Genomic DNA, 16,658 nt, shown 5'->3' with positions numbered 1-16,658 from the left:
AAATCCATCTTGGACGTAGGGCCAGCTGACATCTGCGACGACTGACCGCACTGCAACATACAAGTTGCGTGCCAGCGCGAGTCCTACAGAATATATTGATATTTCAATATGTTGCGAAACGAACTTGGAGCCCTGAACCGCGCTTCACAACTATTTTCAGGCAGATTGCCGAAAAATTAGCCAGATGGGGAAGACGCCCAATACTGCATCAACGGGTAGCGTTCAGGGCGTCCAATGGCCGATCCTGAATGCCGCCAAATGCCCGGCGATGTCGTCCGGATCGAAGGCCGGACCGGCGAACGCGCCGATGGCGGCGGAGGCACCGGCCGCCTTCCCCTGATGCCCGACAGCCGCGTCATACAGGTCGGGCCTGAACACTCCCATGGCGGTCTTGAGCGCGTCCGGTTTCATCGCGGTCTGTCCCCACCGCACCATCTGCGCATATAGCCAGGCGGCCTGCGCGGGATCGGGCCGCGCCGCGCCCTCGCGCCCGATCAGCAGATAGCGGCCACTTTCGCGCAAGCCACCGTCGGGCGAAATCTTCAGACGGCCATCGAGGGTGCGCTGGATCACCTCGGCATCAACGCCGATCCGCTCCGGTGCGCTGAGGATGCGCGCCACCTCCGCGCGGTTCTGCGGCTCCTCGATGAATTCGGCGGCGCGGACATGCGCCCGCACCAGCGCGGCCACCACATCCGGATATTTCTGCGACCAGTCCTGCCTGACCGCCAGCACCTTTTCGGCCGCGCTCACCAGGATGTCCGTGACGAAGTGCAGGATGTGTCCGACGCCGAGATCGACCGCGACCGAATTCCAGGGCGCGCCGACGCAGAACGCGTCGACGTGCCCGCTGGCCAGACTGTCGACCATGTAAGGCGGCGGCAGCACCACCAGCCGGACATCCTCGTCGGGATCGACACCGCCGGCCGCCATCCAGAACCGCAATTGATAATTATGGGTCGAGAACGGAAACGTCATGCCGAAGGTCAGCGGCTCCGCACCGCTGTTGCGGCGTTTGGCGACGACACGGGCCAGCGCCAGCGCGGTCGCCATCGGGTCGAAGCGGTCGCCCTCGATTTCGCCCATGATCGCGGCATGCAGCGCCGGCGAAACCGTGATGGCATTGCCATTGAGCCCGAGATTGAACGGCGCCACGATCGGCACCTTGACGTGGCCGAGCCCGAGGCTGGAGGCGATCGCGACCGGGGCCAGCAGATGCGCGGCGTCGAACAGGCCGATATTGAGTTTGTCGCGGACATTCGACCACGAGACTTCCCGCACCAGCGAAACATCGAGGCCTTCGGCCGCGGTAAAGCCCTTGTCGACGGCGACGATCAGGGCCGCGGCATCGACCAGCGGAATGAAACCAATGCGAAGCGGTCCGGTCATTTCAGCAACTCCGCCGCGGTCAGGATCGACTGGGCGATCTCGCCGATCTTCTTTTTCTCGCGCATCGCAGTCGAGCGCATCAGCACATAGGCCTCGTCTTCGGTGAGGCCTTTCAAGTTCATCAAAATGCCCTTGGCGCGGTCGATGACCTTGCGTTCCTCGAGCGCGGATTTGGTCCGGTCGAGTTCGTCCTGCAGTTTTGCGAACGCATTGAAGCGCGAGACGCAGAGGTCGAGGATCGGCTTGATGCGTTCTTTCTTCAGCCCGTCGACGATATAGGCGGATACGCCGGCATCGACGGAAGCCTGGATCGACGCCGCGTCGCTCTGGTCGACGAACATGGCGATCGGCCGGCGCACGGCCCGGCTGACCTGGAACATTTGTTCCAGCACGTCACGGCTGGGGTTTTCCAGGTCGATCAGGATGATATCGGGGTCGAGCGCATAGATCCGCGCCAGCAGGCTCTGCATTTCGCTGATATGGACGACGCCGGTAAAACCCGCCTCCCGCAACCCCTCTTCCAGGATCGCGGCACGGATCGGGCTTTCGTCGACTATGACGATTTTAGGAGACGACTCAGCGCTCATCGACCACTCACAACCCGGCAAACGCATCCATAGCACGCCGATAGCCGGCGCAAAGGGTTGTAATTATGGGCAATTCGGACTAGCTCCTGCGGATCAATCAGGCAGATCCAGATATGCAACAGGCCGGAGCGCCGAAAGTCAGCTTTGTCTCCTTGGGATGCCCCAAGGCGCTGGTGGATTCGGAGCGCATCATCACGCGGCTGCGCGCGGAAGGCTATGAGCTGGCGCGCAAGCATGACGGGGCCGATATCGTCATCGTCAACACCTGCGGCTTCCTCGACAGCGCCAAGCAGGAATCGCTTGGCGCCATCGGCGAGGCAATGGCCGAGAACGGCAGGGTCATCGTCACCGGCTGCATGGGCGCGGAGCCCGAGCAGATCGAGGCGGCCTATCCCGGCGTGCTCTCCATCACCGGCCCGCAGCAATATGAGAGCGTGCTGGACGCGGTGCACCGCGCGCTGCCGCCGGTCCACAATCCGCACCTCGACCTGGTGCCGCCGCAGGGCATCAAGCTGACGCCGCGGCACTACGCCTATTTGAAGATTTCCGAAGGCTGCAACAACCGCTGCAGCTTCTGCATCATTCCGAAATTGCGCGGCGATCTGGTCTCGCGCCCGGCCGGTGACGTGTTGCGCGAGGCGGAAAAACTGGTTGCCGCCGGCGTCAAGGAATTGCTCGTCATCTCGCAGGACACCTCGGCCTATGGCGTCGACCTGAAATATGCCGAGAGCCCGTGGAAGGATCGCGAGGTCCGCGCGAAATTTTTCGATCTGGCAAAAGAGCTCGGTGAACTCGGCGCCTGGGTCCGGCTGCAATATGTCTACCCCTACCCGCATGTCGACGAAGTCATCGGCCTGATGACCGACGGCAAGGTGCTGCCCTATCTCGATATCCCCTTCCAGCATGCGAGCCCGGAAATCCTCAAGGCCATGAAGCGCCCCGCCGCGCAGGAGAAGACGCTGGCGCGGATCCAGAAGTGGCGCGAGCAATGCCCTGATTTGACGCTGCGCTCGACCTTCATCGTCGGCTTCCCCGGCGAGACCGATTCCGACTTTGCGTATTTGCTCGACTGGCTCGAGGAGGCCGAGATCGATCGCCTCGGTTGCTTCAAATATGAGCCGGTCGCGGGCGCTGCATCGAATGCCATCGGCAATGCTGTGCCACAGGAGGTCAAGCAGGAGCGCTGGGATGCGCTGATGGCCCGTCAGCAGAAGATTTCGGCGCGGCGCTTAAAGCGCAAGGTCGGCACGCGGCAGCAGATCATCATCGACGAAGTCGGCCCCACCGTCTCGAAGGGCCGCTCCAAGGCCGACGCGCCCGAGATCGACGGCGCGGTCTATCTGTCGAGCCGGCGTACCTTGCGTGTCGGCGAAATCGTCACCGCCAAGATCGAGCGCGCAGATCAATACGACCTCCACGGCAGCATCGCGGGCTTCTAACGTGCTTGACACCGCCTGCTATCAGGCTGTATGGCCCTGCGCCATGATCTAGAACCGGACCAACCGCCGCGCCTCTTTCCGCCGTCGCTCCTGCGACGATGATGGGTTGCGCCGTGTCCGACGACAACGCTGATTAGCTAGTTCAGCAACGTTTTCGAGAAGGCCGCACCCAAAAAGTGCGGCCTTCTTGCGTTTCGGCCGGCCTTCCCACCCAACTGCAGGAGTTCGACATGACCAACGCCACCCATCCGTATCATGCGCTGATGAACATCACCGCCCGCCCGCAGACCGTCTTCGTCAAGGGCGAAGGCGCCTATCTGTGGGACGACAAAGGCAAGCGCTATCTCGATTTCATGCAGGGCTGGGCGGTCAATTGCCTCGGCCATTCGCCCGCCGTCGTCGCCGACGCGCTCGCGGCGCAGGCAAAGCTGCTGCTGACGCCGAGTCCCGCGTTCTACAACGGCCCGAGTTTGAAACTGGCAAAAGCGCTGGTCGCAAACAGTTGCTTCGACCAGGTGTTCTTTGCGAATTCCGGCGCCGAAGCCAATGAGGGCGCGATCAAGCTCGCGCGCAAATACGGCGTGCTGCACAGAGGCGGCGCGCACGAGATCATCACCTTCGTCGGCGGCTTCCACGGCCGCACGCTCGCGACCATGTCGGCATCGGGCAAGAAAGCTTTTGAGCCATTGTTCGAGCCCAAGGTGACGGGCTTTCCCAAAGCGCAGCTCAACGATCTCGATTCCGTCAAGCGGCTGATCTCCGACAAGACGGTTGCCGTGATGCTGGAGCCGATCCAGGGCGAAGCCGGCGTCTGGCCCGCGACCGATCAATTCCTGAAGGAATTGCGGGCGCTGACCAGGGAGCACGGCCTGCTGCTGATCGTCGACGAGATCCAGACCGGCATGGGCCGCACCGGAAAGCTGTTCCATTACGAGCATGCCGGCATCGAGCCCGACATCATGACGCTCGGCAAAGGCATCGGCGGCGGCGTGCCGCTCGCAGCATTGATGGCGACCGAACATGCTTCGTGCTTCGAGCACGGCGACCAGGGTGGCACGTTCAACGGCAATCCGTTGATGTGTGCCGCGGGGCTCGCGGTTCTCGATCACGTCAGCAAACCGGAATTCCTGAAATCGGCAGTCGATGCCGGCCTGTTCCTGGAAAGCGAGTTGCAGCGGCTGTCGGCGCGGCACGGTCTCGGCGAAGTTCGCGGCCGGGGCCTGCTGCTGGCGCTCGATCTCAAACTGCCGATCGGCGCGTCGATCGTGGCGCAGGCTTTCGCCGACGGCGTATTGCTCAATTCGCCGCAGCCGGACGCGCTACGCTTCATGCCGGCGCTCAATGTCACGCGGGACGAGATCGCGGAGATGGTCGAATGCCTTGATGCCATACTCACCAAGGCAGGTGCGGCCAGGCGCGTGGCGTAGGTTCTTGGTCGGCGTCATTCCGGGATGGTGCGTAAGCACCAGACCCGGAATCTCGAGATTCCGGGTTCGATGCTGCGCATCGCCCCGGAATGACGCTGGGGAATTACGGCCGCAGAATTGCCGCGCCCGTCGTCGCCCTGCTCTCAAGCTCGATATGCGCCTTGGCGGCATCCTTCAGTGCGTAGGCGTGGTTGATCGGCACGTGCAGCTTGCCGTTGATGACGGCGGCAAACAGCGTGTCGGCGCCTTCGAGCAGTTCGTGGCGGGTGCCGACGTAATCGTTGAGCTTTGGCCGGGTCGCAAACAGCGAACCGTGATTGTTGAGCTCGGCGAGCGCGAACGGCGGCACCGGGCCGGAGGCGTTGCCAAAACTCACGAACAGGCCGCGCGGCCGCAGGCACGACAGCGAGCCCGGGAACGTGGTCTTGCCGACGCCGTCATAAACCACGTCGCAGAGTTCGTTGCGGCTGATCTGCTTCACCCGCGCGACAAAGTCTTCCTCATTGTACAGAATGACGTGGTCGCAGCCATTGGCGAGCGCGAGGTCGGCTTTCGCCTTGGTGCCGACGGTGCCGATGACATGCGCGCCGAGTGCTTTGGCCCATTGACTGGCGAGCAACCCGATGCCGCCGGCGGCGGCGTGGATCAGCACGCGATGTCCGGGCTCGACCTTGAAGGTCTTGTGCAGGAGATACCAGACCGTCAGCCCCTTGAGCATCAGCACTGCGCCCTGCTCGTAGGTGATGTGGTCGGGCAGCTTGACCAGCTTGTCCGCGGGGATGACGCGTTCGCTCGCATAGCCGCCGAGATTGAAATAATAGGCGACGCGATCGCCGGGATGGAAATTGGTGACGCCCGGCCCGACCGCGACAACCTCGCCCGCGGCCTCGTTGCCGGCGATGAACGGCAAGCCTGGCGCCTTGTAGAGGCCGGTGCGGAAATACACATCGATGAAGTTGAGACCGACGGCGTGCTGGCGGATGCGAACCTCGCCGGGTCCAGGTGCGGCCACGTCAACGTCCTCATAAACCAGGGCTTCCGGGCCCCCCACCTTGTGCACGCGCACGGCCTTGGTCATGACAGGTTTCTCCCTTGGTATTCCCGCGAATCCCGAACCGAAAGCCATCGCCACCGGGTTGTCAACTGAGTGGCTGAAACCGGCTAAAGCATGATCCGGAAAAGTGGGAACCGGTTTTTCCGATCAGATCATGCTCAAACAAGGAGAAAGATCGTGATCCGATTCAATCGGATCACGATCTGACGGCCCTTTTGCGGTTGCGCCTGGCGAGCACGTTGAACAGCTCCACCGCGGCCGAAAACGCAATGGCAAAATAGATGTAGCCGCGCGGGATGTGGAATTTGAATCCGTCCGCCACCAGCGCGACGCCGATCAGCACCAAAAATGCCAGCGCCAGCATTTTTGTGGTCGGATGATCCGCCACAAATCGCGCGACCGGTCCCGATGAGGCGTACATGATGACGCAGGCGATCACGACGGCCGCGATCATGATTTCGAGCTGCTGCGACATGCCGATCGCGGTGATGATCGAATCCAGCGAGAACACCATGTCGATGACGATGATCTGGACGATCACCCAGAAGAATGCGCTGGCTCTCGGCGCTGCATCGGACTCCACCTCTTGCGCTTCGACCTCGGCATGAATTTCGTGGGTCGCCTTCGCGATCAGGAACAGGCCGCCGCCGATCAGGATGATGTCGCGCCATGACAGCACAATGCTTTTCACGGTGATGACCGGCTCGGTCAGCCCGATCAGCCATACCAGCAGGGTGAGCAGGATGATGCGGAATACCAGCGCCAGAAAGAGACCGATCTGGCGCGCCCGCTTGGCCTGCGCCGGCGGAATGCGCGAGACGATCACCGACAGGAAGATGACGTTGTCGATCCCGAGCACGATTTCGAGCGCCGTCAGGGTCAGCAGCGCCGCCCAGGCTTCCGCGCTGGTGAATAATTCCATCATACCCGCAACGATTTTATTTGCCGGATGACCGCATCGCTGCCGACCATATAGGCGGCGATGGCGCAGAGCCCGGCGACGATGGGGGCGCCGACATCGAAATCGCGGGCCAGCGTGTAGATCGCAAGCACGGCCCAGGCGGCCAGCAACAACAAGGTCAGCCAGCGCAGGCGCACCACGCGGATCGGATGCAGCACGTGAACCGGCACGAATGTCAGCACGATCAGAATGGCGATGGCGAGGCTGGAAATCGACGGCCGGAACTGCAGCAAAAACAGATAAAATGCCACCGCGTTCCACAGCGCCGGAAATCCGCGAAAATGATTGTCCGCGGCCTTCATGCGGCGATCGGCGAAATAGAGCGCGCTCGACACCACGATGCCGATGCCCAATAGCGGCGCCGCCAGCGGCAGCAATAGTCCGCTCGCGGTGATCGCGTAGGCGGGGACGAAAACGTAGGTGACGAAGTCGACGACGAGGTCGAGCACATCCCCTGACCAGTCCGGCTGCAGCCGCTTGACATCCAGCTTCCGCGCGATCGGGCCGTCGATCGCATCGATCACCAGCGCCACGCCGAGCCAGCCGAACATGCTGGCCCAGTGCTCGCGCACGGCTTCCAGCATCGCGAGCAGCGCAACGCCAGCTCCCATCGCCGTGAAGATGTGCACGGAGAAAGCCGCCGCGCGCATTCCGTGCGACGCTGGGGATGAAACTGGCTGGCTGGTCTGGTCCATGCCCGGGCAGTGCTATCAGGAATCGGTCCGATTAGCATATCCGCGCTTGCGACTTTCCGCCGCGTAAACCGGTGAAAATAATCCGCCGGTTAATGGCTTGAAAATGGCGCCGGGAACGTCAATTGTCCCGATATGACCGATGCACCGCAAGTTTATGACACAGCCGTGATTGGCGGCGGGCCGGCCGGACTGACCGCCGCCATTGCGCTGGCGGAGACCGGGGCGAAAACCGCCCTGCTCGCCCGCCGCGCGCCCTATGCCGACAATCGCACCACCGCACTGCTCGGCGCCTCCACCGACCTGCTCGAACGCCTGGACGTCTGGCGGCGCTGCAAGGATCAAGCCGCGGCGTTGCAGACCATGCGCCTCGTCGACGACACCGGCCGGCTGATCCGTGCACCGGAGGTGCGGTTTTCCTCCGATGAAATCGACCTCGATCAGTTCGGCTTTAACATCGACAACCGCTCACTGATGGCAGCACTGGAACAGCGCGCGGCCGAACTCTCCGGCCTGACGCGGTTTGACGACGAGGCGGAAACCATCCATCCGGAACACGCCGATGTTTCAATCCGGACCGGCCGGGGAGAATCGCTCGCCGCGCGGCTTGTGATCGGTGCGGACGGGCGGCAGTCGCTGTCCCGCGAGGCCGCCGGTATCGCGGTCAAGCGCCGCGACCTCCATCAGTCGGCGCTGACCTTCAATATCGGTCATACCCACCCGCACAAGAACATATCGACCGAGTTTCACACGCCGCACGGACCGTGCGTGTTCGTGCCGCTGCCTGGCAACCGCTGCAGCGTGGTTTGGGTTTCGGCGCCGAAGCAAGCCGAACGGCTGATGGCGCTCGGCGACGACGAATTATCTGACGCCGCCGAGAAGCAATCGCATTCCATTCTCGGCCGGGTTCAGGTCGAGCCCGGGCGGAATGTCTTTCCGCTTGCGATCGAGAGCCCCCGGCAATTCGCAAAAGATCGCGTCGCGCTGGTCGGTGAATCCGCCCATGTGCTGCCGCCGATCGGCGCGCAGGGCCTGAACATGGGACTGCGCGACGCCGCCGACATCGCCGATATCGTGGGCCAGGCGATGTCTATCGGAGAGGATCCCGGTTCGCCGCAGGTGCTGGCGCGCTACCAGTCCGCCCGCCGGACCGATGTGTTGAGCCGGACGTTTACGATCGATATTGCCAACCGCTCCTTGCTCAGCGATTTCCTTCCCATACAATCGCTGCGCGCCGCAGGCCTGCACCTGATCGGCTCGATCGGCCCGCTGCGGCGGCTTGCCATGCGCGAGGGGCTTGCGCCGTCATGGCGGCGCGTCAGCTAGATATTCGGCGGTTCTCAAGGAAACATCAGCCGTCCGCTCTGAATGAACCACATCACGCTGGTCAGCGTGACGACGGACGCAAACGTCCCGATCAGCACGGCGACCGACGCCGGCTCGACCCAGGTCTCGTTCTGCCGGGCGATCACGAACACGTTCAGCGCCGGCGGCAATGAGGCCATCAGGACGGCGGTCGCCGCCCAAGGTTGCGGGAACGGACCGAGCAGCAGCATCAGTCCGAACACAACGAGCGGATGGAGCAGCAGCTTGATCGCGATCACGCCGGGCACTTCCCAGGGCACGTAATTGAACGGGCGCAGCGCCACCGTGACGCCGAGCACGAACAGCGCCGTCGGCGCCGCGGCGTTTTGCAGAAACAACAGCGTTTTGTCGATCGCAACCGGAAATTGAAGGTGCAGCGCCGCAGCCAGCGCGCCGGCGCAGGCCGACATGATCAGCGGATTGAGCGCAATCTGCCGCGCCACGACGCCGAATGCGTGCAACAGCGAGGGATGCTCGCGGTTGGTCAACTCGATCAGCAGCGGCACGATCGAAAACAGGAAGATGCTGTCGCAGCAGAAAATCAGCGCGGTCGGCGCCGCCGCCTTGGCACCGAGCACGGCCAGCGCCAGGCCCGGGCCCATATAGCCGATATTGCCGTAGGCGCCCGAAAGCCCTGCGATGGTGGCCTTGCGCAGCGACAGTTCTCCAACGACCCGGCCCACGACCATGGCCAGCACGAAGGCGCTCATGGTTCCGAGCGTGGTCGCGATCAGGAATGGCGGGTTGTTGAGTTCCGCGAACGGGGTCTTCGACATGATGCCGAACAGGAGCGCCGGCAGCGAAACATAGAGCAGGAAGAAGTTCATCCAGGCGAGGCCCGATTCAGGCAGCCCTTTGGCCTTCCCGCAGGCAAAACCGATGAAGATCAAGCCGAAATAGGGCAGCGCCAGATTGAGAATGTCAGCCATGCGGAAATCGTCTTTTCTTCAGCGTTTTCTTGGCTGTGGCGCCAGATGCGATGGCCAGAGCGGAGGGTTAAATCGACCTTTTGCCCCTAGCATCGGCCACAATCATGGTCTATTTGACGAGGCATGATTAGAGCGCGCACCGCCAAATTTCAGATCGGTCAGATCGTCCGCCACCGGGTGTTTTCGTTCCGGGGCGTGATTTTCGACATCGATCCGGAATTCAACAATACCGAGGAATGGTGGTTGTCGATCCCCGAGGATGTCCGGCCGCACAAGGATCAGCCGTTCTATCATCTGCTCGCGGAGAATTCGGAATCGGAATACGTCGCCTACGTCTCCGAACAGAATCTGCTGCCCGACGATTCCGGCGAGCCGATCCGGCATTCCCAGGTCGCCGAGATTTTTGTGAAGGATAAATCGGGCGGCTACCGGCCACGCAATCCGTCATTGAACTGATTTGGCTCCATCCGGGCGACACTTTCCCTGAACGAAAAAGGCGCCCGGTCCGGGCGCCTTTTGTTTGTCGACAAGCCTTACGCTTACTTCGCGGCCGGATTGGCCGGAGCGCCGGCCGCAGGCTGGGCAGCCTCGAGCTTCTTGCGCTGTTCTTCCGCCCGCTTCTGCAACTCTTCCTGCAGCTTCTTCTGGGTTTCCTCGAACACCTTCGGGTCGGTCGGCGGGCCATCATAGGCCTTGGCGAACTCGGCCAGCGGCAGCGGCAGCGTCAGCGGCGCGCCATTGGAGTTGATGGCCTGAACCACCAGATTCTGGCCCTTCTTCATGTTGGCCAGCAATTCCGGGGTCACTTCGTAGTCCGACATGCAGCCGTTGGCGAAGCAGATCACATAGGGGCTCTGCGCCGGCGGATTGTTGTCGACGATCACGCGGGTACCATGAACCAGCTGCATGCCGAGCGGCAGCGTCACGCGCAGGATCTTCTTCGGCTCGCCTTCCGGCTCGATGATGACGGCGGCGATGACCGGCTGGCCGGACTCGATCCGGCCATCCTTGCCGGTGAAGCAGACCTGCTTGGCGCCGGCGTCCTGGCCCTTGAGGCAGAACTTGGTCCAGGGCGCGTAGATCAACTGAACCTGCTGATCCTGAGGCTGCTGGCCGGCTGCGGGGGGCGCGCCAGCGGCTGCCGGCGGCGGCGCAGCCTGGGCAGCCGGTGCGGGCGCCGGGGCCGCGGCCTTGGGTGCAGCTTTGGGAGCTGCCTTGGCCTTCGGCGCAGCCGCGGGAGCAGGAGCCGGGGTTTGGGCCTGCGCCGCTGCGCCGAGCAAAGTTGCGGACATTGCAGTCGCCGCCAACAAGGCGAAAACTCGCCCATGCGGCCGAATCGGCGCGGCCAAGATACGGAAATTCATTGCGGAAAACCCTTTCTGAACGGGAGCGCCCGAAACCGCTGCAGGCGCCGACACCTAGCCGTTTGGGCGGCTGTCTCCAAGTCAATTGAGGCGGATACGTGACAGGCGCTGCCGCCCTGGTCAATTGCACGCCTTCAATACAGCGGCGCGCGAAAAGATCAATGCCGACAAGCATCTTTGAGCCGGCGTTACGGCGGATGCCGAGGCCTATGGTAAAGCTTGATTTTGTGCAATTTCGAATCAAATCCGCGCGTGCCGATGTCCGCCTTTGGACGTATCCGCCTTCGAGCCATCGCCTGCGTCGCGGTTGCGCTCGGCCTGTCGCCGGTGCCGGGCGCCCGCGAGGCCCAGGCCACCGAAAGCTATGCGATCGCCATGCATGGCGCCCCGGCGGTTCCGGCCGATTTCACCCACATGCCCTATGCCAATCCGGACGCGCCGAAGGGCGGCCGGCTGGTCTGGGGCGCCCTCGGCACCTTTGACAGCCTCAACCCGCTTATTGTCCGGGGCCTCGCGGTGCAGCAGATCCGGGGGTTCGTCGTCGAAAGCCTGATGACGCGCGGCAATGACGAGGCTTTCACCCTCTACGGATTGTTGGCGAAAAGCGTCGAGACCGACGACGCTAGAAGCTACGTCACGTTTCATCTCGACCCCCGCGCTCGCTTCTCGGATGGCAAGCCGGTCGCGGCCGAGGACGTGCTGTTCTCCTGGGCCTTGCTGCGCGACAAGGGCCGCCCCAACCATCGCCAGTATTATTCCAAGGTCGCAAAGGCCGAGACGCCTGATCCGCTCACGGTGCGCTTTGATCTCACTGACGCCAATGACCGCGAACTGCCGCTGATCCTCGCTTTGATGCCTGTGCTGCCGAAACATGCGGTAAATCCCGCCACCTTTGAGGAAACCACGATGACCGGACCGGTCGGCTCCGGTCCCTATCGCGTCACAGCGGTGAAACCGGGCGCGAGCGTCACGCTGACGCGCAATTCCGACTATTGGGCGCGCGACCTGCCGGTGAACCGGGGCCTGTATAATTTCGACGAGATCAGGCTCGACTTCTACCGCGAGGCCAACGGCGAGTTCGAGGCGTTCAAGCGCGGCCTCTACGACTTCCGCGTCGAGGGCGAGCCGCTGCGCTGGCACGACGGCTATGATTTTCCCGCCGCGCGCAGCGGCGAGGTGATCCGCGATGTCATCAAGACCGGGATGCCGCAGCCGTCGGAATTCCTGGTATTCAACACCCGCCGGCCGGTGTTTGCCGACATCCGCGTGCGCCAAGCGCTAACGCTGCTGTTCGATTTCGAATGGATCAACCGCAACTACTTCTTCGGCCTCTATGCCCGCAGCGCCGGCTTCTTCGCAGGCTCCGAGCTGTCGGCCTATGGTCGCCCCGCTGACGAGCGTGAGCGCGAGTTCCTCAAACAGGCTGGCGCGCAAATCCCGCCCGATATTCTAGACGGCAGCTATCACCTGCCGGTAAGCGACGGCTCGGGCCGTGATCGCACGACGCTCCGCAAAGCGCTCGCCCTGCTGTCGGAGGCCGGCTACGACATCAACGGCACGGTGCTGCGCCAGCGCGCGACCAAGGCGCCCCTCACCTTTGAAATCCTGGTGACGACGCGCGATCAGGAACGGATTGCGCTGGCCTATCAGCGCGACCTCAAGCGCGCCGGCATCGAGGTCAGCGTGCGCGCGGTCGACCCCGTCCAGTTCGATCAGCGCCGGCTCGGCTACGAGTTCGACATGATCCAGAACCGCTGGGACCAGTCGCTGTCGCCCGGCAACGAGCAGTCGTTCTATTGGGGCAGCCAGGCCACCGATATCCCGGGCACCCGGAATTACATGGGCGCCAAGGACCCCGCGATCGACGCCCTGATCGCGGCCCTGTTGGAAGCGCGCGAGCGGCCGGCCTTCGTTGCGACGGTACGGGCGCTGGACCGGACCCTGATGTCGGGCTTCTACGCTATCCCGCTATTTAACGTGCAAGAGCAATGGCTCGCGCGCTGGAATCGGATAGAACGGCCTGCAACCACGGCGTTGACGGGCTACCTGCCGGAAACGTGGTGGCAGAAGCCGGACCCGCAGCCGAAATGATGCAACCGAGTTGACGCCGTGACCCAGCCCACCGCTTCGCCAACGCTCGACGGATTGTTCAAACGCGTTTTGGCGCGGCAGCCGGACGCGATCGCGCTGATCGACCCGCCGAACAAGCCCCGCATCACCGGCCAGAGCCCGAAGCGCCTCACCTTTGCGCAGGCCGATCGCGCGATCTCGGCGCTGGCGGCGCATTTCATCGAATCCGGATTGCCGGCCAATTCCGTGATCGCGGTTCAACTGCCGAACACGATCGAATTCGCGCTCACGGTGCTGGCCGCGTACCGCGCCGGGTTGGTGGTCGCCGTGCTGCCGCTGCTCTGGCGGCAGGCGGAATTGACCATGGCGCTCAACCGCACCGCGGCGCGGGCGATCGTGACCACCAGCAAGGTCGACGGCATCGTGTATGCCGACCTCGCGATGAACGCCGCCGCCGAAGCGTTTTCGATCCGCCATGTCTGCGGCTTCGGCACCGATTTGCCCGACGGCATGGCTTCGCTCGACAACGCCATCCTGAGGGAATCGCCCGCGACGCGCGCGGTGATCCAGGACGGCCGCAAGGCGGCGCTGATCTCCTTCGACGTCACCGCCGACGGTTTCCGGCCTGTGCCGCGCGCCCATCTCAGCCTGATCGCCGGCGGACTGGCGCTTTCGCTTGAAAGCGACGTGCCGCAGGGTGCAACCGTGCTGTCGGCGTTTTCGCCGATGTCGTTTGCCGGCCTCGCCTGCTCGCTCGTGGTCTGGCTGTTGTCGGGCGGCACGCTGGTGCTGCACCATCCGTTCGACGAGGAGGTGCTGGAGCGGCAGATCAACGAACATCGCTGCGATACGCTGATTGCGCCGGCGCAGCTGGCGCTGCGGCTGGATGAACTCGACCTCACCCAACGCCTGCCGCGCTTGCGCAATGTCATCGGCCTGTGGCGCACGCCGGAACAGGTCGCCTCCAGCGCGTGCTGGGCTGCGCAACAGGTGACGCTGACCGACGTCTATCTGTTCGGCGAAGCCGGATTGTTCAGCGCGCGCCGGATCGCCGAAGATGGCGCGCCGGCCCTGATCAAGCCGGGACCGCACGGCGCGCCGCGCGAATTGCCGGGGTCGTCGATCGCCGGAGAAATCCTGCTGACGCCGCGCGGCACATTGGGATTGCGCGGGCCGATGGTTCCCGTCGCCGCCTATGCGCCGCCGCCGCCCCCCAGCGACTCCCTGATTGCGCCGCCGCCGCGCGATTTCGTCGATACCGACTATGCCGCAAGGCTCGATCGCGCGACCGGCGCGATCAACATCACCGCGCCGCCTTCCGGCATCATGGCGGTCGGCGGCTATCGATTTCTGGCGCAGGACCTCCAGGAATGGGCGAGACGGCTGGGCCAGGGCGCGCTGCTGACGGCATTGCCAGATCGACTGAGCGGCCACCGGCTGGCCGGGCGCGCGCAGGACAATGCCCGCGCCCGCGAAGCTCTGTCAGGACTTGGACTTAACCCATTGATGGTGGAAGCGTTTCGCGATCGGACGCCCTCGACCTGAAAGCCTGACCCCTAGTGGCGTTGACGCCGCATTAAGCCCGGCAAACTAGGATCGCAGGCTCCGTCCTGCGTTAATCCGAGTTGTCAGATGTCCCAACAAGGCCCGATCCTCGTCGTCTCGGCTGCAGCAAGGCCCTCGTTTGCGTCCGCGCTCGATGACGCAAAACTGTTTCCGGTCGTGGAGACCGAATGGGCGGACGCAGCCCGGGCGGTCGAGCAGGTGCAGCCGGCGGCAATCCTCACCGCGACATCCGCAATCGATGAACCGAGGTTTGCCGCGCTGGCGAAGCAGATCGCGGCGCGGCAACCCTACCTGCCGTTGATCGCGGTTGATCCGCTGATCGGGTTGCCCGAGAACGCCATTCCGTTTTTCCAGGTGCAAGGCAATTTCGATCGCCTGGTCGCGCGCCTGAATGCTGCGCTGCGAATCCGTTCGCTGCATGCCACCGTGATGCGCCGGCAAGCCGTGCGGATCGCCTTGTCGGATATCGATACGGTTAGCGAGGCCACCGTGCTGCTGGTCGGCCGCGGCGCCGCCTACCCCGCACTTTCGGTATCGCTCGGCGAGCGAGCCGGCGTGGTCGGGGCGCTCAGCATCGAGGCCGCGGCAAGACATCTGAACACCCGCGACATCGACGGCATCGTCGTCGGCGAAGGCTTTAGCGCGCGCGTGATCGATGCGTTCCTCACGGTGCTGACCGAGGACTCCCGCTTCCGCAACCTGCCGGTCGTGGTGGCGTCGAACGATCTCGCGCCGGCCTACGATCTGCCCAACCTCGAGATGATCTCCGGCGAGCCTGGGCGGATCGCCGATATCGCATTGCCGATGATCCGCCAGCACGCATTCGAAGCCCATCTGAGCCGGACGCTGCGGGCGATCGACGCCGAGGGCCTGATTGACGCGCGGACCGGCCTGCTGACTCCAGCAGCATTCGATCGCGACTTCGCAACGGCGGTCTATCAAACCCAGGAGCGCGGCGGCGGCTTGTCGGTGGCGCGCTTCGCGTTCGATCCGGCGCACCCGCGTGCCCAGTTCGACGGCGCGCGGATCATCGGCCGCCTGATGCGGCAGATGGATTTCGGCGCCGTATTCGACGATGGATCCGTCATCGTCGCGTTCGCCGAGACCGACCTCAGGAACGCCCATGCGATAGCGCGACGCCTCTCCAGCGTCATGCGCCACACCAGCCACGGCAAACGCGATGCGCGCGCGGAGCCCGTCGTCAGCGTCGCGACGCTACAGCCGAATGATTCGGCGAAGTCGCTGCTGGCGCGCCTGGATGAGGAAGCGCGTCGCGCGGCGTCGTAATTGTTCCAAAATTAAATTGAGGAACGTTCGTTCCGTCCTCGCATTGTAGATCGGCAATTCTGCGCTGGAGGACATTATGAAAAAAATCGCACTTATCACCGCTTCCCTCGCCATGCTCGCTGCGCCGGCTTTCGCCGAGGACGTCAAGACCACCGGCACCGCACCCGCCGAAGCGAAGTTCTCGACGGTACAAAAGGACGAGATGTTTTCTTCGAAACTGAAGGGCCTCAACGTCTATAACCGGAAAGATGAATCGGTCGGGGAGATCACCGATCTCGCGATCAAGAACCACCAGGTCGACGCGCTGATCCTGTCGGTCGGCGGCTTCCTCGGCATGGGTGAGCGCTATGTCGCGGTGTCGCCGTCGTCGGTCAACGTCCGCTACGATGCCAAGAACGACAAATGGCTGGCGTCGATGAACACAACGAAGGAGGCGCTGAAGGCCGCGCCGGAGTTCAAATATCCGAAGTAAAACGCGACGCTTTGGTTGAGTAACAGCGGCCGTCGGCAGCCATGCCGGCGGCTGTT

15 protein-coding genes are annotated in these 16,658 nt (G+C 63.5%); 8 read left to right on the top strand and 7 right to left on the bottom strand.

Translation table 11 applies throughout. The features are described 5' to 3' along the window. Window positions 1-222 precede the first annotated feature (222 nt). Together NL528_RS23135 and NL528_RS23130 are read right to left on the bottom strand one after the other, a co-directional pair. Window positions 223-1,389: a CmpA/NrtA family ABC transporter substrate-binding protein gene (locus NL528_RS23135; protein WP_309176765.1), complete on the bottom strand. Its 1,167-nt coding sequence runs from the start codon at window positions 1,387-1,389 to the stop codon at window positions 223-225. Continuing rightward, the gene (locus tag NL528_RS23130) at window positions 1,386-1,976 is read right to left on the bottom strand and encodes an ANTAR domain-containing protein (protein ID WP_309176764.1); all 591 of its coding nucleotides are present in this window, start codon (window positions 1,974-1,976) and stop codon (window positions 1,386-1,388) included. The genes NL528_RS23135 and NL528_RS23130 overlap by 4 nt, the downstream gene beginning before the upstream one ends. Window positions 1,977-2,089: 113 nt before the next feature. On the opposite strand from NL528_RS23130, the gene rimO reads away from it, so the two are divergent. Next, window positions 2,090-3,415, top strand: a complete 1,326-nt coding sequence (gene rimO, locus NL528_RS23125; RefSeq protein ID WP_309176763.1) for a 30S ribosomal protein S12 methylthiotransferase RimO — start codon at window positions 2,090-2,092, stop codon at window positions 3,413-3,415. Between the two features lie 230 nt (window positions 3,416-3,645). Beyond that, the gene (locus NL528_RS23120) at window positions 3,646-4,842 is read left to right on the top strand and encodes an acetylornithine transaminase (protein ID WP_309176762.1); all 1,197 of its coding nucleotides are present in this window, start codon (window positions 3,646-3,648) and stop codon (window positions 4,840-4,842) included. A 103-nt stretch (window positions 4,843-4,945) separates the two neighbouring features. Here the strand turns inward: NL528_RS23120 and NL528_RS23115 are convergent, their stop codons facing one another. The 3 genes from NL528_RS23115 to pcsA form a co-directional block, all read right to left on the bottom strand. Next, on the bottom strand, window positions 4,946-5,920 hold the full coding sequence (locus tag NL528_RS23115) for a quinone oxidoreductase (RefSeq protein WP_309176761.1): 975 nt from the start codon (window positions 5,918-5,920) through the stop codon (window positions 4,946-4,948). Window positions 5,921-6,092: 172 nt separating this feature from the next. Beyond that, window positions 6,093-6,821, bottom strand: a complete 729-nt coding sequence (locus tag NL528_RS23110; protein WP_309176760.1) for a TerC family protein — start codon at window positions 6,819-6,821, stop codon at window positions 6,093-6,095. Next, window positions 6,818-7,552, bottom strand: a complete 735-nt coding sequence (gene pcsA, locus NL528_RS23105; RefSeq protein ID WP_375143888.1) for a phosphatidylcholine synthase — start codon at window positions 7,550-7,552, stop codon at window positions 6,818-6,820. The genes NL528_RS23110 and pcsA overlap by 4 nt, the downstream gene beginning before the upstream one ends. A 132-nt stretch (window positions 7,553-7,684) precedes the next feature. Between pcsA and NL528_RS23100 the strand changes: the two genes are divergently transcribed. Further along, on the top strand, window positions 7,685-8,875 hold the full coding sequence (locus NL528_RS23100; protein ID WP_309176758.1) for a UbiH/UbiF family hydroxylase: 1,191 nt from the start codon (window positions 7,685-7,687) through the stop codon (window positions 8,873-8,875). 14 nt (window positions 8,876-8,889) lie between these two features. Here NL528_RS23100 and NL528_RS23095 read toward each other — a convergent pair whose 3' ends face one another. Continuing rightward, a complete protein-coding gene (locus NL528_RS23095) occupies window positions 8,890-9,843 on the bottom strand; it encodes an AEC family transporter (protein WP_309176757.1) in 954 nt (317 codons plus the stop codon). 123 nt (window positions 9,844-9,966) lie between these two features. Here NL528_RS23095 and hspQ point away from each other — a divergent pair, with 123 nt between their 5' ends. Then, window positions 9,967-10,299 carry a heat shock protein HspQ gene (gene hspQ, locus NL528_RS23090; protein ID WP_309176756.1) on the top strand — a complete coding sequence of 111 codons (333 nt, stop codon included), beginning with the start codon at window positions 9,967-9,969 and terminating at the stop codon, window positions 10,297-10,299. Between the two features lie 83 nt (window positions 10,300-10,382). Here the strand turns inward: hspQ and NL528_RS23085 are convergent, their stop codons facing one another. Next, window positions 10,383-11,207 carry an invasion associated locus B family protein gene (locus NL528_RS23085; protein ID WP_309176755.1) on the bottom strand — a complete coding sequence of 275 codons (825 nt, stop codon included), beginning with the start codon at window positions 11,205-11,207 and terminating at the stop codon, window positions 10,383-10,385. 258 nt (window positions 11,208-11,465) lie between these two features. Between NL528_RS23085 and NL528_RS23080 the strand changes: the two genes are divergently transcribed. From NL528_RS23080 to NL528_RS23065, 4 genes are all read left to right on the top strand, one after another. Then, a complete protein-coding gene (locus NL528_RS23080; protein WP_309176754.1) occupies window positions 11,466-13,298 on the top strand; it encodes an extracellular solute-binding protein in 1,833 nt (610 codons plus the stop codon). An 18-nt stretch (window positions 13,299-13,316) separates the two neighbouring features. After that, complete coding sequence (locus NL528_RS23075; RefSeq protein WP_309176753.1) at window positions 13,317-14,822, top strand: class I adenylate-forming enzyme family protein; 1,506 nt, start codon at window positions 13,317-13,319, stop codon at window positions 14,820-14,822. Between the two features lie 87 nt (window positions 14,823-14,909). Continuing rightward, window positions 14,910-16,130 (top strand): GGDEF domain-containing protein, encoded by a 1,221-nt coding sequence (locus NL528_RS23070; protein WP_309176752.1) that lies wholly within the window; start codon window positions 14,910-14,912, stop codon window positions 16,128-16,130. Between the two features lie 76 nt (window positions 16,131-16,206). Then, entirely contained in the window at window positions 16,207-16,602 is a 396-nt protein-coding gene (locus NL528_RS23065) for a PRC-barrel domain-containing protein (protein WP_309176751.1), read from the top strand. Window positions 16,603-16,658 lie beyond the last annotated feature (56 nt).

Origin of the sequence: Bradyrhizobium sp. Ash2021 (assembly GCF_031202265.1) — a bacterium.
Taxonomy (GTDB): Bacteria; Pseudomonadota; Alphaproteobacteria; order Rhizobiales; family Xanthobacteraceae; genus Bradyrhizobium.
This window is presented reverse-complemented; position numbering and strand designations above follow the sequence as displayed.